Genomic DNA, 25,119 nt, shown 5'->3' on the forward strand with positions numbered 1-25,119 from the left:
ATTTTTAGAATAGCTATTCAGGCGCGAAGGTCAAGCTATCGGTTATTAGTTTTTCGTAGAACAATTTATGCAACCGTGCAAGATATCAATCTCATTGTATAAAACATACGATTTTGTTAGTACGGCTAACAGCAATGAGAAATTCATTAAAAGAATGTACTTTTGCACCGCTTAATTTGTTTTAATGCCCATCATTTCAAAGGACATATCAAAGGCCGTCGCTCTTTTGAGCAGCGAGGAATTAGTGGCCATACCCACAGAAACGGTGTATGGGTTGGCTGGTAATATTTACAGTGAAAAAGCGATTAAGTCCATTTTTGAAACTAAGCAGCGCCCGTTTTTTAATCCGCTTATTGTACATATCCCTTCAGTGGGTTATCTGGACACTATTGTAAGTCAAATTCCTGAAAAAGCAAGACAATTAGCAAATGCTTTTTGGCCAGGACCTTTAACTTTGGTGCTACCAAAAAAAGATACTATTCCTGATTTGATTACTGCCGGAAAAGATAGCGTCGCAGTCCGGGTTCCAAGCCATCCTGTAACCTTAGAACTTTTAAAACAACTAAAGTTTCCTTTGGCCGCTCCAAGCGCAAATCCTTTTAATAGAATTAGTCCTACGACTGCGCAACATGTTGAAGAATATTTTGAAGATAAAATAAAAATGGTTTTAGATGGAGGCCCCTGTAAAAAAGGTATTGAATCTACCATTATAGGTTTTGAAAAAGGTAACCCTATCATTTACCGCTTAGGCTCAATAGCCATTGAAGATATTGAGGCTGTCGTGGGCAAAACACCAATAAAAAACAAAAAAGAGCAAAATCCTGATGCACCTGGTATGTTAGGTAAACATTACGCGCCTTCAACTAAAACAGTTTTATCTAGCAATATTTTAAAGGAGATTGAAAATTACGGTGGCATGCGCATTGGTGCTTTAACCTTTCAGTCTAAAATCAACAGTGAGGCAATTTCTTCTCAAATTGTTTTATCTGAAATAGGCGATATGTCTCAAGCTGCCTCAAATTTATATGATAGCTTACATCAATTGGACAAGTTAGATTTGGACATAATTATTGCTGAAATTTTTCCGAATCATGGTTTGGGCAAATCTATAAATGATAGACTCCAGCGTGCCGCACATTCTTAATTAAGACATAAACCTTTACAATCATTTCTTTATATCCTTTTAATGTTAAAGTTAGTAAGGTTTTGGTTAGTTGACCGACCATTACATGAGTAACTATTAAATTATAATGCATTTAAAAAAGTTAATCTTAACCGCAATGATGGTTTGTTGTGCATTTATTAATGCTCAAACTTGTTGTTCGGGAGGCATTCCTCTTTCCAACAACATTGGCATGTCCATTGAAGAAAAAGGCACATTTCAATTAAGTGTCAATTACGATTATAATAATTTGAATACTTTAAACAATGGCACTGAAAATCTAAATGACGATTCTAGGTTGCGCATTACACATTCTGTCCTACTTAATACAAGTTATGCCATAACAAATTCCCTCTCTATTGAAGCTTTGTTTACCTGGGTTAATCAACGAAGAAAAATTACACAGTTTGGTAATGAAAATTTAGATCAAACCTCTGGAATCGGTGATGGATTGGCCCTTTTAAAATATAGTTTTGAAAACCTTATTGGTAAGAATAGTGACATTACACTGGGGTTAGGTGCTAAAATTCCTTTTGGGTCTTCAACTGAAACTAATACACAAGGCATAACCTTGAATGCCGATTTACAGCCTGGGAGTAATGCTTGGGATGCGATTTATTTTATTTCAGCTTCTAAAAACCCCAGCTTTAGACCAACATTAACCATTGCTACAAGACTTATCTACCGCGGTACCGGCACTAACCCATCATATTTTGGAGATCAAACTTATAAATTCGGGAATGAGCTTCAGGCATTTTTAACTTTTACTGATCAGTTTTTAGCTTTCAAAACTCTAATAAGCCCCAGTATTTCATTTAAATACCGTGATGCCGATTTGGATCAAATTGATGGGTTTGATTTAGATAACACAGGAGGGAACTGGGTATTTCTTATCCCAAATTTTTCAATAAATATCGCACCAAATCTTATGTTTCTTACAAGAGCAGAACTTCCAATATATAGTAATGTAGATGGTACACAATTAACACCTACATACAGACTAATGTCTGGGCTTTTACTGAAACTAAAACCAAAAGAAAAACTATTCAACATAAAACAATAGCTATGAAAACCTATATCATTTACATTTTAATGCTTTTAGCATTTACTGCTTGCAGCACAGGAGATTCGGACAATGGTGTTTTGCCACAAGGTGTAAACAACCCCCTTAATCCATCTGATGAAGGACCCGATGAGAATACAAGGGTGGATGGCTCTTGGTTAATCCCAAAAGATCAAGTTAAAGATGGAGGCCCAGGAAAAGATGGCATCCCCTCTATTGACTTTCCTAAATTTATTTCTGCCGATGAAGCTACTTTCTTAAGTGATAACGATTTAATCGTCGGTATAATAGATGATGGTATACCAAAAGCTTATCCTCATGAAATTTTAGATTGGCATGAGGTAGTAAATGATAACGACATTGCTATAAATTACTGTCCATTAACTGGTACTGCATTTGCTTGGGAAGCCAAAGATGTTGATTTTGGAGTTTCTGGACTGTTGTATAATTCTAATCTAATAATGTATGATAGAAATACGCAAAGTAATTGGTCTCAATTAAAGTTACAATGTGTTAATGGCAGCGCAATAGGGAATAGGCCCACTTTGCTTAAGGTTATTGAAACCGATTGGAAAACATGGTCTAGAATATACCCTAAAACCGAAGTTTTAAGTTTAAATACTGGATTCCCTAGAGATTATACCACATATCCTTACGGCGATTATAAGACAAATCACGATAGACTCATCTTTTCAGTCTCTCCAACAAATGATGCTTTACCAAGCAAGCAGCGTGTGTTTGCTCTTATAAACAGAGGTTCGTCAAAGGCCTACAAATTTTCGGATTTCACTGATGGAAAAGCGTTTAAGGATAATTTTAGTTTTGCCGATTATGTCATCGTTGGAAATTCATCTTTAATATATGCTTTTAAACTTTCAGAAAATCTAAAACACCTAAATTTTGAATACAGTCATTCAAATGGTGAAGAATTCTTTAAAGATGATGAAGGCAACGCATGGAATATTTTTGGGGAAGCCATTGAAGGCCCTAGAAAAGGTCAGGTTCTTGGAACTGCTAATTCTGTGGTAAGTTTTTGGTTTGCCGTTGCTGCATTTTATCCTAATATACAATTATATTCAAATAAATAAACGTTGGTTTCTTTTTCATAATTTAAATCTTTTTATCCAAAACTGAAAAGAAAAATCACGTTTTGATGACATTTTAACATTATATCGATGCATTGGTAATTAATTAAACCAATCGATATGAAAAACATCATCCAAACTATAGCCATAATATTAATAGCAGCTAATTTCAGTCTCATAAATGCTCAAGCGAGTTATTACAACCCCACACACTACAGTGGTATTTTTTACGGACAACCCTCAAGTGCAAGAGCGACAGGCATGGGATTAACCACCATAACGTTAGATGGTGTAGAAAATGTATTTTATAATCCCGCAACCATTGGCTTAACTAAAGAAAAAGTTAATGTACACTTAAATTATGCCTTAGGCAGCCCTGTTTATAAGGGCAGTCAGTATCCGTTTTTAGGAATATCATACCGTATTAATGACAAACTAATAGTTAGTGCTAGCAATTTAAATTGGTGGGACGAAAAAAATTCGCCTTGGACAACCATAATTGGCGGTTTTGAAGAAAGTGTAGAGCGTCGAAGTCAATCTGTTTATCTGCTTACTGGCAACTACGAAATAATTCCAGGTTTAAATTTTGGCGTTTCTGGAAATTATCTTGTAAGCAGGTCGCTAGACGATAATGTAACTAATTCTGAATTTATACTATCTGTTGGAGCCATTTATACAAAGGAAGTAGACTTTATTAAGTCAGATAATCTCTCAAATCAACGTCTAGTATTTGCTGGAAGCTTGGTAAATGCCCTAATGAAAAACAGAATAGAACAAACCTATCTAGATAATTTAAACTACAGAGATTTACCCATTCATTTGTCCTTTGGAGCAGCTTATAAGACTACATTGGCTATTCGACCAGACTTCACTGAGGGGAAAGGGTTTTTTAGCGGTGCACCAAAAACATTAGACTTAGCAATACATTTACAATATAGAGATGTACTTCCTGGCCCAAAAGAAACCATTCAGAACATAAATCATGAAAATAACACTGCCTTTGGTATTGGTGCTGAGGCATGGTTTATGAATTTACTAGCTTTACGCCTTGGTTATTATAATGAAACTAGACCAACAGGAGACAAACCAGATGGCGGGTTTTGGGCTACAGGCCGCAAAAAAGGACTTACTTGGGGTTTTGGTGTAAACCTACCAGTAAACCGGCTAACAAATGGTAAATTGCCTTTTAATAGCGAAGTGAATTTTGTAACGAGCAGAATTCTGGATGATTATGCCGACAACTTCACACCTCCTTCTTATTTTACAGATAGAACGTTTCTTTTTTCAGTAGGTATCAACCTTAAATTTGTAGATAAAAACTAATTTTATATTATGGTTTTAGTATTTGTAATACCCAATCCGGTTGTAAAAACTGTTTACTTGGATTGGGTTTTTACATATCAATTTTCAATCCTAAAAAGCCTGAATTTTTCAGTTAAAATAATCCCCTACACTATTTGGTAATCAAATATATAATCGTAAATTTGCAAACTCTTTTTGAGAAAGAGGAATGTTTAATCAGAAAAATAAATTAGTGTGGACACATTAAGCTACAAAACGATTTCGGCAAACAAAGCTACTGTAGATAAGCAGTGGGTTGTTGTTGATGCTGATAATCAAACGCTTGGTCGTTTAGCTTCTAAAGTTGCAAAACTTTTAAGAGGTAAGCACAAGCCAAACTTCACACCACACGTTGATTGCGGCGATAACGTTATTGTTATTAATGCTGAAAAAATCAACTTATCTGGAAACAAGTGGAACGATAAGTCATACATTCGCCACACGGGTTATCCAGGAGGTCAAAGAAGTTTAACTGCTACCGAGTTGTATGGAAAAAACCCTGCTCGTATAGTAGAAAAATCAGTAAAAGGAATGCTGCCTAAAAACAAATTAGGTTCAGCTTTATTCCGTAACCTAACGGTTGTAGTAGGTGCTGAGCACAAACATGAAGCTCAAAAGCCTAAAACAATCAATTTAAATGAATTCAAATAAATGGATGTAATTCACAAAATCGGCCGTAGAAAGACGGCTGTTGCTCGTGCCTATGTTTCTAAAGGAAAAGGAAACATTACGATTAACAAAAAAGACTTAACCGATTACTTTACTACAGGTACGTTACAGTATAAAGTAAAGCAACCATTGGTTTTGACTAACAATGACGGCAACTTTGATATTACAGTAAATGTATATGGCGGTGGTATCACTGGTCAAGCAGAAGCTGTACGTTTAGCATTATCCCGCGCTATGTGCGAAGTAGATGCTGAAAACAGAGGTATCCTAAAGCCAGAAGGTTTATTAACCAGAGATCCAAGAATGGTAGAGCGTAAGAAATTCGGTCAGAAGAAAGCGCGTAAGAAATTCCAGTTCTCTAAACGTTAATATTCCAAAACTCTTAATTCAGAATCTGAAAGTTCAGATTCTGAATTACTTTATTTTATTGAAAATGCTGAAAAATTCAGCAAAATTAAAACCAGTTATTGTTGTCTATTCCGCATAGGCGGAAAGATTTAGTTTAGCATCTAAATGATTAAGGCGAATTTTTTTAAAATGACCACTTAATCATTGCTAATTCAACAGAACGTAAACTATTACAAAAATGGCAGTAGAAGTAAAAGAACTACTAGAAGCAGGTGTGCACTTTGGACACCTTACACGTAAGTGGGACCCAAATATGGCACCTTACGTTTACATGGAGCGTAACGGCATCCATATTATCAACCTTTACAAAACAGCAGCTAAAATTGACGAAGCAGGAGCAGCATTAGCAAAAATTGCAGCCTCAGGTCGAAAAATTTTATTTGTTGCTACTAAAAAACAAGCAAAGGATATTGTTGCTGAAAAAGCAAGTGCTGTTAACATGCCTTACATTACTGAAAGATGGCCAGGTGGAATGTTAACCAACTTTGTTACTATCAGAAAAGCGGTTAAGAAAATGGCTGCTATTGATAGAATGAAGAAAGATGGCACCTTCAACACATTATCTAAAAAAGAGCGTTTACAGGTAGATCGTCTAAGAGCTAAATTAGAAAAGAATTTAGGTTCTATTAGTGACATGACACGTTTACCAGGTGCTTTGTTTGTTGTGGATATTAAGCGTGAGCATATTGCGATTAAGGAAGCTCAAAAATTAAACATTCCAATTTTTGCAATGGTAGATACAAACTCTGATCCTCGTCAAGTGGATTATGTAATACCAGCAAATGACGATGCTTCTAAATCGATAAGCAAAATCTTAACTCATGTTACTGATGCAGTAGCAGGAGGATTAGCAGAACGTAAGGCAGAAAAAGAAGCTGCATCAGCGGAAAAAGAGCCTAAGGCAGAAGCTAAAAAAGCAGAAGTTGCTCCAGCAAAATCTGAAGAAGAAGAATAAATAACATTAATACAACATAAATAAGTCGTTTAGTTATTTTCTTCACTGAAATAAATTGAACGACTTTTTTAAATTATAAATACTATGAGTACTACAGTAAAAGTAACGGCCCAAGAGGTAAATAAGCTAAGACAAGCTACTGGTGCAGGTATGATGGACTGCAAAAAAGCTTTAGTTGAAGCTGAAGGAGATTTTGATAAAGCTATTGAAATCTTACGTAAAAAAGGACAAAAAGTTGCAGCCAAAAGAGCAGATAGAGAATCTAGCGAAGGTGCTGCTGTAGCAAAAGTAAATGCTGATAATACCGTTGGTGTTGCTATTGTTTTAGGTTGTGAAACTGACTTTGTTGGTAAAAACGAAAACTTTTTAGCACTAGCCAGTGAGTTAGGTGATATTGCTTTAACTACATCTTCTAAAGACGAATTCTTAGCTGCTGATTTCGGTGGTATGACAGTTGCAGATAAATTAGTGGAGCAAACAGGTGTAATTGGTGAGAAATTAGACATTAAAGCTTTTGAAAAAGTAGAAGCTGCTTACGTTGGTTCGTATGTTCATATTAATAAAATTGCTGCTATTGTTGGTTTTTCCAGCGTTGTAGACAATATTGAAACGCTTGCAAAAGATGTAGCAATGCAAATTGCTTCGATGGGAGCAACTACATTATCTTATAAGGATTTTGACCCTGCTTATGTAGCATCAGAAACCGAAGCAAGAATTGCAGCTATTGAAAAAGATAATGAAGAATTGGAGCGTTTAGGAAAAACATTGAAGAATGTACCTAAATACATTTCGCAATTACAATTAACACCTGAGGTTATCGCTGAAGCTGAAGAAGCCGCAAAAGCAGAATTGAAAGCTGAAGGTAAGCCAGAGCAAATCTGGGATAGAATTTTACCAGGTAAAATGCAACGTTTCATTTCTGATAACACTACTTTAGACCAAGAGCAGTGTTTATTAAATCAGAATTTCATTAAAGATGAAAAGAAAACTGTTGAAGCTTATGTTGCTTCTTATGGTGAAGTAGAAATCACTGCATTTAAGAGAGTTACTTTAGGATAACATTTCTTAAAAACTATAGATATTTAACCACTATCCATTTTGGATGGTGGTTTTTTTTGCCTAAAATCGAAGTCAGAAATAAATTTCAGAAATAAAAAAAATGTTTAGTTTTGCTAAACTTCATAATACACCCAATGAAATACAAAAGAATACTCCTCAAACTATCTGGCGAAGCCTTAATGGGAAATCGGCAATACGGTATAGATCCAGAACGCTTAGCAGAATATGCGCACGATATTAAAACTATTACAGATAAAGGCGTACAAGTAGCCATTGTAATTGGTGGCGGGAATATTTTTAGAGGTGTAGCAGGTGCAAGTAATGGTATGGATCGCGTTCAAGGAGACCATATGGGCATGCTCGCAACAGTAATAAATGGTTTGGCTCTACAAGGAGCACTTGAGGATGCAGATATCCCTACACGCTTACAAACTGCCATAAAAATAAATGAGGTAGCAGAACCTTTTATACGTCGAAAAGCAATGCGCCATTTAGAAAAAGGTCGTGTAGTGATTTTTGGTGGTGGTACTGGAAATCCTTATTTTACAACAGATTCCGCCGCTGTATTGCGTGCTATTGAAATTGAAGCAGACGTAATTTTAAAAGGCACAAGAGTTGATGGGATTTACAATGCCGACCCAGAAAAAGATAGTACTGCAACCAAATTTAGTAACATTACATTTGATGATGTATTGAAACGTGGTTTAAAAGTGATGGATACTACGGCATTTACATTAAGCCAAGAAAACAAATTACCAATTATTGTTTTTGACATGAACAAAAAGGGGAACTTACTAAAAGTGGTTTCTGGAGAATCAATTGGTACCGAAGTAAATATTTAAATGTGGCGTAATTTTTGAATCTTTATAGATAATTTAAAATTTTAAAAGATGAACGAAGACTTACAATTTATATTAGATACAGCCAAAGAAGCAATGGATGCTGCTCTTAAGCATCTTGAAAAACAATTGGTGAATATTAGAGCGGGTAAAGCATCTCCTTCTATGCTTGGAAGTGTAATGGTGGATTATTATGGCTCTCAAACTCCATTAAACCAGGTTGCAAATGTAAATACACCTGACGGCCGAACTATAACTGTGCAGCCTTGGGAAAAAAGTATGTTGCAAGAAATAGAGCGTGGTATTATGGTGGCAAACCTGGGTTTTAATCCTATGAATAATGGTGAAAGCATTATTATTAATGTTCCGCCATTAACTGAAGAACGCCGAAAAATACTTGCAAAACAAGCAAAATCTGAAGCAGAGGATGCAAAAGTTGGTGTGCGAAATGCACGTAAAGAAGCTAACAATGATATTAAGAAGCTGGATGATGTATCTGAAGATCTTCAGAAGAATGCTGAAATTGACATACAAGAAATGACGGATAGTTACGTTAACAGAATAGATGAGATCTTTGACAATAAGGAAAAAGAGATCATGACCGTATAAAAAGAAGCGACAACAACGTCGCTTTTTTTCTTTAAAACCCGTATTCTTTTCTCATAAATGCTAAAATATTGTGCTCTTGTTTTTTATTTTTCTTTTGCAGTAGCACAAGCTCAAAATGCTTCAATTAACTTTTTTGAAATTGAACAGGACTCCGTTAAAAAGAATTTCTTTTTAAAGCAATTAGGTAATGGCTACTTCCCAACTAAATATTTTGATTTTGATTTAAGGTATTTAGTAAAGTATAATCAATATGAAGGTTTAAGAACTGGCCTTGGAGGGGTTACAAATAAGAACTTTTCAGAAAAATTTAAAATTGATGGTTACACCGTTTATGGTTTTAGGGATGACGCTTACAAATTCAGTATTGGAGGAAGCACAAGACTATCTAAACGTACGGATACCTGGTTAAGAGTTTCTTATACTGACGATTTACAGGAAACCGGAAGCTCAAAATTTTTGACGGATACACGGTTTTTTCAATTCTTCGAGCCTCGACTCTTGAATATTGATTTATTTCATCGGCACATTACACAGGCTATCTCGGTTAAGCATAAATTTCACCCCAAATTATCTACCGAATCGCAATTTGCCTCAAGTAATGTGGATCCGACTTATAATTACGTTTTTAACTTAGATGGCCAACTTTACAACAAATTTCAATTTACTACAGCTACTGTATCCATGCAATGGAGCCCGTTTAACCAGTTTAAAATTGTTGACAATCTATATGAAAACATAAAAGAGGGCTACCCCAAGTTTACTTTACAATATACAAAGAGCGTGAAAGATGTTTTGAAAGGAAATTTTAATTTCTCAATGTTAGACTTTAAAACTATTCATCGGCATTTGCATAAAAATAAAAATGTGTCAGAAATCACTTTGGTTTCTGGTATTGCAAGAGGCGACACTCCTTTAACACACCTATATCATGCTTACCCTAATAATATTAATAAAGAGACTATTCTACAGCGTTTCTCAGTTGCTGGTATTACTAGTTTTGAAACCATGTTTTTTAATGAGTTCTTTTCAGATAAATTTACCACAATTCAATTCAAGCACTTCTTAAAGCCCTTTAATGTTTCAGTACGCTATAAGCCTCAATTAGTATTGATTACTAGATATGCTATTGGAGATATGGATAGTCCAGAAAGACATCAAAATATTACCTTTGGCTCCTTGAATAAAGGCTACACAGAGTCTGGATTTGAACTCAACAAACTACTCTTTGGTTTTGGTTTGAGTTTTACGTATCGTTATGGCGCATATCACCTTCCAAACTTTGAGGATAATATTGCTTTTAAATTCACATTTAACCTAACATTATAATCGATTTGCAGTTGTTAATACATTGTTTTTTCTACCTTTGCGCAGCTTTTATAACAGCTTATGTTTAAATTGTTTACAAAGGATTTTTGGGATGTAACTGCTAGATTAATTCTTAGGAATAAAATCGCTATACTCATCGCAATTGTTATTGCTACATATTTGTTTAGTACGCAATGGGATTACATGCGTTTTAGCAATACTGAAGCCAATTTATTGCCCGATGATCATGAAGCGAATATTGCTTACAATAATTTTTTAGACAGGTTTGGCGAAGAAGGAAATCTAATCATAATTGGTGTAAAAGACAGTACTTTATTTGACATAGAAAAGCTTAACGCTTGGAACAGATTTTCTTCAGAATTTAAAAATCATGAAGCGGTAGAAGCCGTTATTTCCATAAAGGATCTTCAAAAGCTTGTAAAAAACACTGTAAAAGAAAAGTTTACCCTAGAACCGTTTATTAAAGATTCTATTTCAAGTACCTCCGAAGTTAAAACACTGCAACAGGAGCTTTTTGAAAAGTATCCGTTTTATGATAATTTTCTGTTCAATAGTGAAACCAAAACAGTACGTACAGCGCTTTATTTAAAAAAATCGTTAGTAAATACATCTGCCAGAAAAGAATTTGTTCTTGAGGTTTTAGAACCCAAAATTGAGGCCTTTGAAAAGGATTATGATTTGGATGTACGTATTTCTGGGATGCCTTACATCCGTACTAAAAACTCTGAAAATATCATTGATGAAATTGGAAAGTTTGTAGTGGCGGCACTATTGGTTACCTCCATAATTTTCTTTTTCTTCTTTAGGTCGTTTAGAGCTACGTTCATTTCCTTAATAGTAGTTTGCATTGGGGTAATGTGGACCTTGGGTATTATTGGTTTACTAAAATATGAGATTACTGTTTTAACGGCTTTAATTCCGCCATTGATAATTGTAATTGGTATCCCAAACTGTATTTTCTTAATCAATAAATACCAACACGAGGTAAAGCTTCATGGTAACAAGGTAAAATCATTACAGCGTGTCATCACTAAAATTGGTAATGCCACTTTAATGACTAATGTTACTACAGCATCAGGTTTTGCTACGTTTATCCTTACAGAAAGTAAACTTTTAAAAGAATTTGGTATTGTTGCGTCCTTAAGTATCCTGGCTATTTTTATTCTCTGTCTACTTATAATTCCTATTATATATACATTCTTACCTTTTCCAAAAGATCGTCATTTAGAGCATTTAAACAAGCGCTGGATTGGTGGCTTTGTAAATTGGATGGAATATATGGTACGCAATAAACGTATTGCCATTTATGCTGTTTCTGTTTTGCTTTTAACTATCAGCATGATTGGCATAAACCAAATAAAAGTTTCAGGAAGTCTAATTGAGGATATGCCACAAGAATCTCAATTTGTTAATGATATTCGGTTTTTTGAGGAAGAATTTGATGGTATCCTACCTGTTGAAATCATGGTAGACACCAAGCGCAAGAAGGGTGTGATGAAGTTATCCACCTTAAAGCGCATGGATGAAATTGAAGAGTTTATTGTGGAAACACCAGAGCTTTCAAAACCCATCTCAGTAGTTGGTTTGGTAAAATATTCTAAACAGGCTTACTATAACGGGAACCCAAAACATTACCAATTGCCAACCTCACAAGAGAACAGTTTTATTCTTTCTTATGCTAAAAACTCATCCTCTGATGTGGATTTACTCAAGAACTTTGTAGATAGTACCGGTCAGTATGCACGTATCACAACGTTTATGAAAGATATTGGCACTGATAAAATGGAACGTATCCAGGAAAACCTTCAAGATAAAATTGACAAAGTGTTTCCAGACGAACGTTATGATGTTACAATGACTGGGAAAGCATTGGTGTTTCAAAAAGGTACCAAATATTTGGTTAAAAACCTTGCAATTTCATTATCCCTTGCCATTTTGCTAATATCTCTCTTTATGGCGTATATGTTTAGGTCTGGAAGAATGATTATCGTATCACTTATACCAAACATTTTACCACTTCTGGTAACAGCAGGTGTCATGGGCTATATAGGCGTACCCATAAAGCCTTCAACCATTTTGGTGTTTAGTATTGCCTTTGGTATCTCGGTAGATGATACCATTCACTTTTTAGCAAAATACCGACAAGAATTACAGGCCAACAAATGGAAAATAAAACCATCTGTTTATGGTGCTTTAAAAGAAACTGGGGTAAGCATGTTTTACACCTCTATCGTTTTGTTCTTTGGGTTTTCGGTATTTACCATATCCGATTTTGGAGGTACAGTAGCCTTGGGGGCTTTAGTATCGGCAACCTTATTGTTTGCCATGTTGTCTAATTTACTGCTATTGCCGTCGCTTCTTTTATCATTAGAAAGAAGCATAGCCAACAAAGAGGTACTGAAGAAACCACCAATTAATATTATTCCTGAAGAGGACGATAATGATATGGAACTACCTGAAAATCAATATTAATTACAATTTCAAATCACATTTGATGAATTAATTCAAAATTTGCCTGATTTTTAGAATTTATTATTTGAATTTTAAACATTGAAACCATTATATTTACTGTTCTAAACCCATAACATATGCAGTTGTATTCTGTCTCTCAATTATTAAAGCAGGAAAATAAATTACCAGAAGTAGAAGTTAAAGGTTGGGTAAGAACGTTTAGAGCTAACCGATTTGTGGCTTTAAATGATGGATCTACCTTAAGTAATATACAGTGTGTTGTAGATTTTGAAAACACTGATGAGGCACTCTTAAAACGCATAACTACTGGAGCAGCATTGCATATTAAAGGCGAATTGGTAGAAAGCCAAGGTAAAGGGCAAACAGTCGAAATTCTTGTTAGTGAATTAGAAGTTTTAGGAGACTCTGATGCAGAAGCATATCCAATTCAACCAAAAAAACACTCTTTTGAGTTTTTGAGAGAGAATGCACACTTGCGTACAAGAACCAATACGTTTAGTGCGGTAATGCGTTTGCGTTCTAAACTATCGTATGCTATACATAAATATTTTAACGAGCATGGGTTTTATTACATGCATACACCTATCATAACTGGTAGTGATGCTGAGGGCGCTGGTGAAATGTTTAAGGTAACTAAATTAGATGTTAAAAACCCGCCTTTAGATGATAATGGCGAGGTAGATTACTCAAAGGATTTCTTTGGTAAGGAAACCAATCTTACGGTTTCTGGTCAGCTAGAAGCCGAGACTTATGCCATGTCCTTAGGAAAGGTATATACGTTTGGACCAACATTTCGTGCTGAAAACTCAAATACTTCACGCCATTTATCTGAATTCTGGATGATTGAACCTGAGGTGGCCTTTATGGACCTACCAGGAAACATGGATTTGGCTGAAGATTTCTTAAAATATGTCCTCAACTATATTTTAGAACACAATAGAGACGATTTAGAGTTTTTAGAGCAACGTTTGATAAATGAGGAAAAAACTAAACCTCAAGCAGAACGTAGCGACATGTCGTTGATTGAAAAGTTAAAATTTGTTATCGATAATAATTTTAAGCGCGTAAGCTATACCGAAGCCATCGATATTTTACGTAACAGTAAACCAAATAAAAAGAAAAAATTTAAATTTCCTATAAACGAATGGGGTGCAGATTTACAAAGTGAACACGAACGTTTTTTAGTTGAAAAACACTTTAAATGTCCCGTTATTTTGTTTGATTATCCTGCTAATATAAAAGCATTTTACATGCGCTTGAATGAGGATGGCAAAACGGTGCGTGCTATGGACATACTTTTTCCAGGCATTGGCGAAATGGTAGGCGGTTCTCAACGTGAAGAACGTTTAGAAGTTTTAAAAGAAAAAATGGCTGCCCTTGATATTCCTGAAGAAGAATTATGGTGGTATTTAGACTTACGTAAATATGGTACTGCCGTACATTCTGGTTTCGGACTTGGTTTTGAGCGTTTGGTTATGTTTGTTACAGGAATGAACAATATTAGAGATGTAATTCCTTATCCACGGACTCCTCAAAATGCAGAGTTTTAGAAACTGATTAAGATACTACTTAAGAAAATACACCTTGCACGTGGATAAAGTACTTGTGCTAGCAAGTAGGTATGCGCTAGGGATTGAACGGCATGTTTGAAATCCCCGACGTAGGAGGGATTGAGTAGTGAAAGTCCGACCCCTTGTGGGTAGCGCCCAAAAAAATAATATTCCTGAAAATTTTAAATTATAATAGTTTGGTACGACCTTTGGTTTACATATTGCTTTTTTTATCTTTGATTAATACCAAACCCAAATATGCTCAAGCAACATTTACAATTTAAATTATCGCAAAAGCTATCGCCGCAACAAATTCAATTGATGAAATTGATACAGTTGCCAACGCAGGCTTTTGAACAGCGGATAAAACAGGAACTTGAAGAAAATCCTGCTTTAGAAGGCGGCAAAGAGGAAAAGGATACTGAATTTGATGCCGAATTTGAAAACAGTAGTGATGATTTTGATGATAATGAGACCATAAATGCGGAAGACATTAATGTTGATGAGTATTTAAGTGACGACGAAATACCTGATTATCGTACACAAGCCAATAATTATAGTAGTGATGATGATGAGAAATCTATTCCTTATGCTGCTGGCACTTCTTTTACGCAACATTTAATTAACCAACTAAACACCTATAGGCTTGATGAAGAAGAACGTGATATTGCAGAGTTTTTAGTAGGCAGCGTTGATGAGAGTGGGTATATACGGCGCTCTCTATCTGATATTATGGATGATTTGGCATTTACTCAAAATGTTTATACTACTGAGGATAAAATTGAAAGCGTTTTAAAGATAGTGCATCAATTGGATCCAGCTGGTGTTGGTGCCAGAAACCTACAGGAGTGTTTAAGCATTCAATTACATAGAAAAGAAAAAACGGCAGATACAGATTTGGCTATCGATATCATCGATAACGCCTTTGATGCATTTACTAAAAAACATTACAAAAAATTACTTCAAAAGTTTGATATTTCAGAGGTTCAGCTTAAAGATGCCATAACTGAAATTGAGCACCTTAACCCTAAACCCGGTGGTTCTTATGCCGGAAACAATCGTATTGTAGAGCATGTTGTTCCTGATTTTGCCATTAAAATTGTTGATGGAGAATTAGAATTAACACTTAACGGCAGAAATGCACCTGAGTTGCACGTTTCTAGAGAGTACAACAATATGCTGAAAGGGTATAAAGACGCTAAAGACAAAAGTAAATCTCAAAAAGATGCAGTACTTTTTATTAAGCAAAAACTGGATGCTGCAAAATGGTTTATTGAGGCTATAAAGCAACGTCAGCAAACGTTGTTTGTAACCATGAGTGCGATAATGCATTATCAAAAAGATTATTTTTTAACTGGTGATGAACGTCAATTAAAGCCAATGATACTTAAGGACATTGCTGATGAAATTGATATGGATGTATCCACAGTTTCTCGGGTTGCCAATAGTAAGTATGTAGATACGCCTTACGGTACTAAGCTGATAAAGGAATTCTTTTCAGAATCGATGAAAAACGATCAAGGCGAAGATGTTTCCACTAGGGAAATTAAAAAAATATTGGAAACGGTTATTGAAGAAGAAAATAAAAAGAAACCGCTCACGGATGAGGCTTTAGCGAAAATCTTAAAAGAAAAAGGGTATCCAATTGCAAGACGTACTGTAGCAAAATACAGAGAGCAATTAGATATTCCTGTAGCACGTTTAAGAAAGAAAATTTAAATGCATCAAATCTTAAAAAGTGTTTCGGTTATTTTTCATCCATTGTTAATGCCTATTGCAGGTGTTATTTTTTATTTTGCTAAAACACCTCGATTTATCGATAGGGAAGTGATTTGGGCTAAATTGGTATCGCTGACCATTTTAACCATTATTTTACCTATACTTTTATATTTTCTTTTGAAAACCTTAGGAAAGGTAAATTCTATTTATCTAAGAAACACTAAAGAGCGTATTGTCCCCTTAATTTTAAATGCCATTGTAGTGCTATTGGTCATTCAACGGATATTAAGACCAGATCCCTACATTGAACTTTACTACTTTTTCGTGGGTATATTAATCTCAACATTGGCGTGTTTAATTTTGGCCATTCTTAAATTTAAAGCAAGTATACACATGATTGCCATTTCTGGTGTGTTTATGTTTTTTATTGCTTTGAGTATCCATTTTAGTATTAACATTAACGGCACATTAGCCATTATGAGTATTGTAGCTGGAGCTGTAGCAACTTCACGATTGCATCTAAAAGCGCACACGTATCCCGAATTGATTATGGGTGTTTTTGTTGGAATATTCCCCCAATTAATTTTGGTAACTAAATGGCTTTAGAGAATGTAGAACATTAGCCCAATTTTTACAGCATTCATGTCGAGGTTCTCACCATCAAGTTGCGCTGTATCTGAAAAAATAGGATTCAAACCATAATACACATAAATATTCCATGTATTGTAACCTACACTTAAGGTGAGTCCGTATTGAAATGCATTAAAATCTTCAATATTATTATATTTCAATTCCCCCAAGCTTCCCTTGAATTTACTTCTGTTAGAAAACACATATCCAAATTTAGCACCAGCATAAATACGCCAAAACTTATAGGACGTTTTAGTTGAAGTGCGCCATCTATATTCTATAGGCAATTCTAAAACATGTTCGGAAAACTTATTTTTGGTAAAACTTATCGCTTCAGTATCTATGATACTGTAGTTAAGGTTTCCTGAATTATCCTGCTGTATGAGCATATTTTGAATATAGGAGTTTGTAGAATACCCCAAACCGATACCAATAGATTTGTTTCGCCTTTTATTGATTGGCATATCTTTAATATAGCCCAAATGAAACCCAAGAGAGAAGCTGTTTTGTTTTAAATCTTCTGGTTTTCTGGTTAATAAATTATATGTTGTTCCTATGTAAAATTGATCTTCTTTATACAACGAATCAACTACTTTACTGGTAATTTCTTGGGAAAATACCGCAGTAGTAAAAAATGTAAAAATCAAGATTGCTAGAGGTTTCTTCATTGTACTAATCAGAAGGTATGGAACTCACTTCAAAGATAGCTTGAAAATTAGTTTTTCAAACCTTTAATCGATTTTAATTCAATATTAAGCTCTTGGAATAATGTTGCAATACTGCTTACCTTCAATTCATCTTTATCATATTCCTGGGTATTGATGCAACAGGCAAATTCCCATAATTCTATAATAGATGCCTTTTTAATGTCATACGGATTATAAAACCTATTATCACTGCTTAACGTTAAGGTCTCATCGTCTTTTACATAAACTCTTTTATATACCAAACCATCATCTTTTGTTAATACAATGTATGTACGCCCATTTTTAACGGTATCAATATCATCAACAAACTTTGCAACAACAAACGAGCCATCTTTTACAGGCAACATAGAATCACCGCTTATAGGGAATGCCCTGTGTGTTCCCGTAGGCAAAAAAGGCAATTTTATTTTTTGAAGCTGCTCTATGTACTCGGGGTCTTCATACCCTTGTAAATATCCGGCTGATGCTTTTGCCGGTATGATTTCAATTAAATCTTCATTGGCTTCATTTACGGTAATTGGAAATAGCACCCGCTTATTTCCTACTTTGATAAAAGAGGTGTTGGTGGCTTTACGCAAATCGTTTTTCACTAAAATATCAATGGGAATATCAAAGTAATTAGATAGCTCAATCAAACGGTTAATTGGTGGTTCAGAGCGTCCTTCTTCATAAGACCCTACCATAGAACGCGACCACCCCAACTCATCTGCAAATCGCTCTTGCGAAAACCCTTTAAGACCACGCAAGTGTTTAATGTTAGAATTAATATGCTTCATCAAAAAATAAACTTTAACATTATTTGCTACAAATATAAGCAACTAAAACTACAATTAGTAGCTAATTTTGTTAATCCTATGTATTTAAACTGTCACACATATTATAGCTTACGCTACGGCACCATTAAGCCAGAGAGGTTACTAGCCATTGCTTCAAAAAATGGCATTAAAACATTGGCACTAACTGATATTAATAACACATCGGCATGTTTGGATTTTGTAAGATTATCTAAAGAATATAGTATAAAACCTGTATTGGGTATCGATTTTAGAAACGGCGCACAACAGCAGTTTGTGCTACTGGCAAAAAACAATAAAGGTTTTCAAAATATAAACGCATATCTATCAAAATTTCTTCATGATAACCATCTTGAAATTCCTAAAAAGGCTCCTGAGTTAGAACACACCTATGTTATTTATCCTTACCAGCAACACAACAATTTTAAATTAAAACCTAATGAGTTTTTAGGTATTAAACCCGAAGATCTCAACAAGCTTAAATTCTCCCAGTGGAATAATTTAAGAAGCAAGCTGGTAGTGCTGAAAACAGTTTCTTTTGAAACGAAAAAAGACTTCAATACCCACCGCTTATTACGCGCTATAGATAACAACACATTATTGAGTAAACTTCCTAAAAGCGAAGAAGGAAAACCAAATGATAAAATACTGCCTTATGATGAATTATGTGAAACGTATCAGGAATTTCCAGAGCTTTTGGATAACACCTTGGCTATTCTAAACAATTGCACTATCGCATTTGATTTTTCACAAGAAACGCCAAACAATCAAAAATCGTTTACTGAAAACGAAGATTCCGACTATGAGTTGCTAAAAAAACTAACTTATGAAGGACTTACCTATCGCTATAAAAACCCAGACGACACCATTCATAATCGTATAAAAAAAGAGCTAGATATTATAAAAAGTAAAGGCTTTGTTTCATACTTTTTAATCAATTGGCGTATTTTGGAATATGCACGCAGCAAGGGTTATTACTACGTTGGTCGCGGTAGTGGTGCCAATAGTGTTGTAGCCTATTTACTTAGGATTACAGATGTAGATCCCATAGAATTAGACTTGTATTTTGAGCGGTTTATTAATTTATATCGCAAAAATCCACCAGATTTTGATATTGATTTTTCATGGACCGATAGGGATGACATTACAGATTTCATCTTTAAAACATTTAAGAACACAGCTTTACTAACCGTATACAACACCTTTAAATTTAAAGCCTCTGTGCGTGAGCTAGGGAAAGTATTTGGTTTACCTAAAGCCGAAATGGATGTGCTTACAAGAGGACGCTATAATATAAACCAATTGGACAAACTGTCTCAACTTGTACTAAGATACAGCACCTATATTCAAGGCTTTCCAAATTATTTGGGTATTCATGCTAGTGGTATCATAATTTCAGAAAAACCTATTCATTACTATACTGCCACCTTTTTGCCCCCCAAAGGCTATGCAACTACACATTTTGATATGGTTGTTGCTGAGGATATTGGATTGTACAAATTCGATATCCTTAGTCAACGCGGATTAGGGAAAATTAAAGATGCTGTAAATATCGTTGCATATAATAATCCGAAAGTTTCCCCTATTGATATTCATGATATTGAGCGATTCAAAAAGGACGAAAACATTAAATATTTACTTCGAAATGCAAAGGCTATTGGCTGTTTTTATGTGGAGTCTCCTGCAATGCGCATGTTACTTAAAAAACTGCAAGTTGATGACTATTTGGGTTTGGTAGCGGCAAGTTCCATTATTCGCCCTGGTGTTGCTAAATCAGGAATGATGCGAGAGTATATTTTACGGCATCGGTATCCCGAGCGTATTAAAAAAGCGCATCCTGTTTTATTGGATATCATGCCCGAAACCTATGGCGTTATGGTATATCAAGAAGATGTAATTAAAGTAGCTCATATCTTTGGAGGTTTAGATTTGGGGCAGGCTGATAAATTACGACGAGGCATGTCAGGTAAATTCCGTTCTCGGGATGAGTTTTTAGCTGTTAAACAACAATTCTTCGATAATTGTAAAGCAAGCGGAAAACCCGAAGCGCTTACCGCTGAGGTATGGCGCCAAACCGAAAGTTTCGCAGGTTACGCCTTTGCCAAGGGGCATTCAGCATCTTATGCTGTAGAAAGCTATCAGAGTCTGTTTTTAAAAGCTTACTATCCATTGGAATATATGGTAGCTACTATCAATAATTTTGGAGGGTTTTACAGAACCGAATTGTATGTACACGAAGCGCGTATGCATGGAGGTATTATAGAGGCACCATGCATTAATACTAGTTTTAGTCAAGCCATTATTAGAGGTAAGACCATTTATTTGGGCTTTATGTTTTTACATGCTTTAGAAGCTAAAACAATTGAAAATATACTAATAAAGCGTCAGCAAAATGGCGCATTTAAAAGCTTGGACGATTTTATAGACCGCGTCCCTATATCCATTGAGCAAATTTCAATTCTCATAAAAATAAATACCTTTCGGTTTACAGGTATCAATAAACGGGAATTACTCTGGGAAGCCCATTTAAAAATTAGCAAAACCACTTTTGAAACCCATATTATTACACTTTTTAAAGCTGAAAAAATAAATTACAGCACACCCGCACTACCAAGCACTGCCTTAGAAAATGCTTTTGATGAAATAGAGTTATTGGGGTTTCCTTTATGCAATCCATTTCATCTATTGGAAACCCCAACATCAAACCCCTTAAGAGCTAAACATTTAATTAATTTTAACAATAAAATTATAACCATTGAAGGGTACTTAGTGGCTACAAAAAACACAAAAACTTCTAATGGGAAAAAGATGCATTTCGGTACATTTTTAGACCATGACGGCAATTTTATCGATACGGTACACTTCCCTCCTGTAGCTGCAAAATATCCGTTTCGAGGAAAAGGCATCTACACCATTACAGGAAAGGTTCTGATAGAGTTTGACTGTGTAAATATTGAAGTGCAGTGTCTGGAACGCTCTACCATTATCGAAGATCCTCGCTATGCCTTGAAGAGCTCGAACAGTACATTTCAGAATAAGAAAAGTTTTGCTGATCATAAAGCAAACCATCTATCGCCCATGTCTCCCAAAATATTAAGCCATTCAAAAGCTTATGATAATCATTAAAATTTAATTGCATTTTTTATGAACACTAATCGTTCTATTATACATATGGATTTAGATACGTTTTTCGTGTCTTGCGAACGTTTGTTGGATAGTAGACTTATTGGGAAACCTGTACTTATTGGTGGTACTTCTGATAGAGGTGTTGTAGCATCCTGTAGTTATGAAGCTAGAAAATTTGGTATTCATTCTGCGATGCCTATGCGTATGGCAAAAATATTATGTCCCGAGGCTATTGTTTTGCGTGGTAATTCTGGTATTTATACAAAGTTTTCGAAAAATGTAACCGATGTAATTAAAGAAAGTGTCCCATTATATGAGAAAACATCCATTGATGAATTTTATATTGATCTTACAGGTATGGATAAATTTTTTGGTTGCCATAAGCTGGCTTCTGAGTTACGCCAGCGTATCATAAAAGAAACCGGATTGCCTATTTCCTTTGGATTATCTATTAACAAAACAGTTTCTAAAATTGCAACAGGTGAGGCAAAGCCCAACAACCAAATACGTATTATTTCAGGTACTGAAAAACCTTTTTTAGCACCGCTTTCTGTGAAAAAAATACCTATGGTTGGTAATGTTACTTACAAGGCACTATGCGATTTGGGGGTTAAGCGCATACAAACAGTACAGGACATGCCTGTGGAACTAATGCATCGGGTATTGGGAAAAAATGGCTTAAGTATTTGGAAAAAAGCCAATGGTATAGACAATAGTCCTGTTGTTCAATACCATGAACGAAAATCTATTTCAACCGAACGTACGTTTAACAAAGACACTACCGATGTTTCTAAATTAAGAGGTATCATTATAGCCATGGCTGAAAATTTGGCGTATCAATTACGCCGAGGCAATAAACTAACCGCTTGTGTTACGTTTAAAATTAGGTATTCTGATTTTCAAACCTATACCCAACAGCAACGCATCCCATACAGTGCTATGGATCATAACATTATTCCTGTAGTTTTAGATTTATTTAAAAAGCTGTACCATAGACGCTTGTTGGTACGACTTATTGGTGTAAAATTTAGCCATTTAGTAGAGGGCGGACACCAAATACACCTATTTGAAGATAACGAAAAACAACTCCACTTAAGTGAGGCTATTGATAAAATGCGCGAACGCTTTGGGGATAGGGCAGTAATTACCGCAGCAGGAATGGAGGCTAAAAGTATTAGTAGGTGGAATCCTTTTACTGGAGAGCCACCACCATTGTTGGCCAATAGAAGACAATAAAACTCTTGTTGATTATATTTGTAGCATGTATAAAAGTGACCTTGTTATAAAAGAACCTACTAAACCTTTTATTAATAAAATTATTGTGTCACTCCTTTATACTTGCTTAATTGGCTACGCTATATATTTATTTGCTTACAGGGATTTTTGGAATCACCCTGAAAGGTGGACAATAATAATTTACTTAGTTGTTCTTCTCTGCATATTATTTTCGTCCTCATTTATGGCCATTGCTTCTCACAGTGTTCATCTTAATTTTAAAAACCAAAAAATACAACATCGCTATCGAGTAGGCATATTTAACTATAGAGAAGTATGGCAAAACCTTGTAGAGCTAGAATATATATCCGTTTTTAGAACTGGTGATTATTATCACGTTAATATGTGGTATCAAAAAAACAAAATTCTAAATCTGATGACTTTAGAAGATCCTGATAAGGCTATTGAAAACGGATATCTTATTGCAGACAAACTAAATATTGATTTACTAGATGCAAGAAAAAGAGGCTATCACAAATGGGTTGACAAAAAAGTTTTTAAAGATTATGGAAAAGTTTCATACCTTGACTAAAACAACTTCCGCTTCTCCGCAACATTATGTCCGCTACGCTTATAAAACACCTTTTTACCATTGGCACAAAAGGTGTAATTTCCTGAGGCTTTCCTTTCAGAAGCTGATATTAAAATTACATCTTTTACATCACATTTGTAATCTTTCGCAACTTTCTTTTTAATATGGCTTATAGTTGCCCTACCCTTTTTGAGCTGTGCTTGGATTTTACTATCCAATTTTGGTTCTTTAAAATCTTTGGGGGTGTTGCAAAGTTTTGTATCTAAGGGTTGTACGGGCTTAATTTTACTACTGTCTACCAAAGTTAGTGGTTGGCTATCTATATATTCCCAAGTAAAATCTGCTTTTAATAATACACGCCTGCCATCTTCAGTTTTTACGATACGGTTATTTTGAGAGTACGCCAACAAAGAGGTTAAAAACAATAAGGCAAAAACACATTTTTTCACAGCAGGTTATTTTAAATAAAATATATGCTAAAAATGCAGATTTATTCTTCAATACTTCAACTTTTATCGGTAGAAATATACTCTAAAATATCAGCTGGTTGGCACTCCAATGCCTTACAAATAGCTTCTAAGGTTGAAAAACGAACAGCCTTTGCCTTTCCAGATTTCAAAATAGAAAGGTTTGCCTCGGTAATACCTATTATTTCTGCCAACTCCTTGCTTTTCATTTTACGTTTAGCAAGCATCACATCTAAGTTTACAATTATTGGCATAGTTATATGGTTAATTTATTTTCTTCTTCCGTTTTTCTAGCTTTTGTAAAAACTTCACTTAAAAACATAAAAAACAAACCAATTGCAATGGGTGTAATTAAAGAGAAATCTATTCCTAGTCTTACATCGCTTAATAGTAGAAGTCTTGCCACAAACTTAAACGTTGCATATAAAACTGCACAAATTAAAATAAGTTTGCCAATGGTACTAAAATGATTAATAACCAACTTTGAAAAATAATTACCTTCTGATAAGTCCCGTAAAGTTGCCTTTAACAAATAGACAGTCCTAACGAAAAGAATATAAATAGTAAAAGGCACCACAGCTAGTGCTATCAGTTCCATTACCCCTAATTGAGATACATCATAATCTTCTATAATGTTTAATCCTGATATGTCCCCGCTACTAAAGCCTGTTACAATCAAAAATATTATGGCTACAAAACCTATTATTAGCAGATAATAATACACGGTTATTAATTTTTTTAATAGTTCTATTGTTTTCATTATATTTAATATTATTGTTTAACAATAACAAAAGTAATAAAATTATTGAAAAACAATAATTAATTATCGAAATAAATAATTATTTTTTCCATGACATACTTTATATTTGTATGAAAACATATTAGTAATATGCTACAAACCTTCACCACAGTTGCTAAATTTCAATATTCCAGCGAAGCTCAAATTATAAAAGGGCGATTAGAATCTGAAGGTATTCAAGTATTTTTAAGAGATAATTTTACTATTGATACAGATCCTTTGGTAAGCAACGCCATTGGTGGTGTAAAACTTAAAGTTTTATCGCACCAAGTAGAAGAAGCAAAAGAAATTCTTAATGCTATAAATGAGTATTCTATTAATGGTGAAGGAAATAATATAAACTGCCCAAATTGTAATAGTGAAAAAGTAAAAGTGTATTCTACAATAAGAGATGGCAAGTCTTTTTTAGCTTTTATTTTTGCACTTCTAATAAATCTATTCGTGTCAATTTTACCATTCTACACAAAATACAAGTATAAATGTGAAAATTGTAGTACTGAATTTAAAATTGAAAAACCTTAAGCATAGTAAC

The 25,119-nt window shown here is 34.7% G+C and carries 24 protein-coding genes; 19 read left to right on the forward strand and 5 right to left on the reverse strand.

Features of this window, described 5'->3' with window-relative positions:
* Nucleotides 1–184: 184 nt before the first annotated feature.
* The 15 genes from EYD45_RS07720 (at nt 185) to EYD45_RS07790 (ending at nt 16,863) form a co-directional block, all read left to right on the forward strand.
* Nucleotides 185–1,144, forward strand: coding sequence for an L-threonylcarbamoyladenylate synthase (locus EYD45_RS07720; RefSeq protein WP_130963973.1), 960 nt, complete (start codon nt 185–187; stop codon nt 1,142–1,144).
* Nucleotides 1,145–1,250: 106 nt separating this feature from the next.
* The gene (locus EYD45_RS07725) at nt 1,251–2,225 is read left to right on the forward strand and encodes a hypothetical protein (RefSeq protein WP_130963974.1); all 975 of its coding nucleotides are present in this window, start codon (nt 1,251–1,253) and stop codon (nt 2,223–2,225) included.
* Nucleotides 2,226–2,227: 2 nt separating this feature from the next.
* The gene (locus EYD45_RS07730; RefSeq protein WP_130963975.1) at nt 2,228–3,313 is read left to right on the forward strand and encodes a DUF3179 domain-containing protein; all 1,086 of its coding nucleotides are present in this window, start codon (nt 2,228–2,230) and stop codon (nt 3,311–3,313) included.
* A 117-nt stretch (nt 3,314–3,430) separates the two neighbouring features.
* Entirely contained in the window at nt 3,431–4,633 is a 1,203-nt protein-coding gene (locus EYD45_RS07735) for a PorV/PorQ family protein (protein ID WP_130963976.1), read from the forward strand.
* A gap of 213 nt (nt 4,634–4,846) precedes the next feature.
* Nucleotides 4,847–5,302, forward strand: a complete 456-nt coding sequence (rplM, locus tag EYD45_RS07740; protein WP_130963977.1) for a 50S ribosomal protein L13 — start codon at nt 4,847–4,849, stop codon at nt 5,300–5,302.
* Nucleotides 5,303–5,689 carry a 30S ribosomal protein S9 gene (gene rpsI / locus EYD45_RS07745; protein WP_042245326.1) on the forward strand — a complete coding sequence of 129 codons (387 nt, stop codon included), beginning with the start codon at nt 5,303–5,305 and terminating at the stop codon, nt 5,687–5,689.
* 217 nt (nt 5,690–5,906) lie between these two features.
* Entirely contained in the window at nt 5,907–6,683 is a 777-nt protein-coding gene (gene rpsB, locus EYD45_RS07750; protein ID WP_130963978.1) for a 30S ribosomal protein S2, read from the forward strand.
* Nucleotides 6,684–6,767: 84 nt separating this feature from the next.
* The gene (tsf, locus tag EYD45_RS07755) at nt 6,768–7,742 is read left to right on the forward strand and encodes a translation elongation factor Ts (protein ID WP_130963979.1); all 975 of its coding nucleotides are present in this window, start codon (nt 6,768–6,770) and stop codon (nt 7,740–7,742) included.
* 134 nt (nt 7,743–7,876) lie between these two features.
* On the forward strand, nt 7,877–8,584 hold the full coding sequence (pyrH, locus tag EYD45_RS07760; protein WP_130963980.1) for a UMP kinase: 708 nt from the start codon (nt 7,877–7,879) through the stop codon (nt 8,582–8,584).
* 48 nt (nt 8,585–8,632) lie between these two features.
* Complete coding sequence (gene frr / locus EYD45_RS07765) at nt 8,633–9,190, forward strand: ribosome recycling factor (protein WP_130963981.1); 558 nt, start codon at nt 8,633–8,635, stop codon at nt 9,188–9,190.
* Nucleotides 9,191–9,247: 57 nt separating this feature from the next.
* The gene (locus tag EYD45_RS07770; protein WP_165453904.1) at nt 9,248–10,516 is read left to right on the forward strand and encodes a hypothetical protein; all 1,269 of its coding nucleotides are present in this window, start codon (nt 9,248–9,250) and stop codon (nt 10,514–10,516) included.
* A 60-nt stretch (nt 10,517–10,576) separates the two neighbouring features.
* Complete coding sequence (locus EYD45_RS07775) at nt 10,577–12,988, forward strand: efflux RND transporter permease subunit (RefSeq protein ID WP_130963982.1); 2,412 nt, start codon at nt 10,577–10,579, stop codon at nt 12,986–12,988.
* Nucleotides 12,989–13,104: 116 nt separating this feature from the next.
* Nucleotides 13,105–14,538: an asparagine--tRNA ligase gene (gene asnS, locus EYD45_RS07780; protein ID WP_130963983.1), complete on the forward strand. Its 1,434-nt coding sequence runs from the start codon at nt 13,105–13,107 to the stop codon at nt 14,536–14,538.
* Nucleotides 14,539–14,796: 258 nt separating this feature from the next.
* On the forward strand, nt 14,797–16,257 hold the full coding sequence (rpoN, locus tag EYD45_RS07785) for an RNA polymerase factor sigma-54 (protein WP_130963984.1): 1,461 nt from the start codon (nt 14,797–14,799) through the stop codon (nt 16,255–16,257).
* Nucleotides 16,258–16,863, forward strand: coding sequence for a hypothetical protein (locus EYD45_RS07790; protein ID WP_130963985.1), 606 nt, complete (start codon nt 16,258–16,260; stop codon nt 16,861–16,863).
* On the opposite strand, the gene EYD45_RS07795 is transcribed toward EYD45_RS07790, so the two are convergent.
* Complete coding sequence (locus tag EYD45_RS07795) at nt 16,860–17,555, reverse strand: porin family protein (RefSeq protein ID WP_130963986.1); 696 nt, start codon at nt 17,553–17,555, stop codon at nt 16,860–16,862. The genes EYD45_RS07790 and EYD45_RS07795 overlap by 4 nt on opposite strands.
* A gap of 47 nt (nt 17,556–17,602) precedes the next feature.
* Nucleotides 17,603–18,370: an XRE family transcriptional regulator gene (locus EYD45_RS07800; protein WP_130963987.1), complete on the reverse strand. Its 768-nt coding sequence runs from the start codon at nt 18,368–18,370 to the stop codon at nt 17,603–17,605.
* 78 nt (nt 18,371–18,448) lie between these two features.
* Here EYD45_RS07800 and EYD45_RS07805 point away from each other — a divergent pair, with 78 nt between their 5' ends.
* The 3 genes from EYD45_RS07805 to EYD45_RS07815 are packed head-to-tail and all read left to right on the forward strand — an operon-like array spanning nt 18,449 to nt 23,321.
* The gene (locus tag EYD45_RS07805) at nt 18,449–21,514 is read left to right on the forward strand and encodes a DNA polymerase III subunit alpha (RefSeq protein ID WP_130963988.1); all 3,066 of its coding nucleotides are present in this window, start codon (nt 18,449–18,451) and stop codon (nt 21,512–21,514) included.
* 18 nt (nt 21,515–21,532) lie between these two features.
* Entirely contained in the window at nt 21,533–22,750 is a 1,218-nt protein-coding gene (gene dinB / locus EYD45_RS07810; protein WP_130963989.1) for a DNA polymerase IV, read from the forward strand.
* 25 nt (nt 22,751–22,775) lie between these two features.
* The gene (locus tag EYD45_RS07815; RefSeq protein WP_130963990.1) at nt 22,776–23,321 is read left to right on the forward strand and encodes a hypothetical protein; all 546 of its coding nucleotides are present in this window, start codon (nt 22,776–22,778) and stop codon (nt 23,319–23,321) included.
* On the opposite strand, the gene EYD45_RS07820 is transcribed toward EYD45_RS07815, so the two are convergent.
* From EYD45_RS07820 to EYD45_RS07830, 3 genes are read right to left on the reverse strand one after another with little or no spacing between them, the layout of a single operon-like run.
* Nucleotides 23,318–23,770: a DUF3157 family protein gene (locus EYD45_RS07820; RefSeq protein ID WP_130963991.1), complete on the reverse strand. Its 453-nt coding sequence runs from the start codon at nt 23,768–23,770 to the stop codon at nt 23,318–23,320. The genes EYD45_RS07815 and EYD45_RS07820 overlap by 4 nt on opposite strands.
* Nucleotides 23,771–23,826: 56 nt before the next feature.
* Nucleotides 23,827–24,042: a helix-turn-helix domain-containing protein gene (locus tag EYD45_RS07825; protein WP_130963992.1), complete on the reverse strand. Its 216-nt coding sequence runs from the start codon at nt 24,040–24,042 to the stop codon at nt 23,827–23,829.
* A gap of 2 nt (nt 24,043–24,044) precedes the next feature.
* On the reverse strand, nt 24,045–24,548 hold the full coding sequence (locus EYD45_RS07830) for a DUF2975 domain-containing protein (RefSeq protein ID WP_130963993.1): 504 nt from the start codon (nt 24,546–24,548) through the stop codon (nt 24,045–24,047).
* A gap of 129 nt (nt 24,549–24,677) precedes the next feature.
* Here EYD45_RS07830 and EYD45_RS07835 point away from each other — a divergent pair, with 129 nt between their 5' ends.
* The gene (locus EYD45_RS07835; protein ID WP_130963994.1) at nt 24,678–25,109 is read left to right on the forward strand and encodes a putative signal transducing protein; all 432 of its coding nucleotides are present in this window, start codon (nt 24,678–24,680) and stop codon (nt 25,107–25,109) included.
* Nucleotides 25,110–25,119 lie beyond the last annotated feature (10 nt).

Origin of the sequence: Hyunsoonleella flava, from assembly GCF_004310325.1 — a bacterium.
Taxonomy (GTDB): Bacteria; Bacteroidota; Bacteroidia; order Flavobacteriales; family Flavobacteriaceae; genus Jejuia; species Jejuia flava.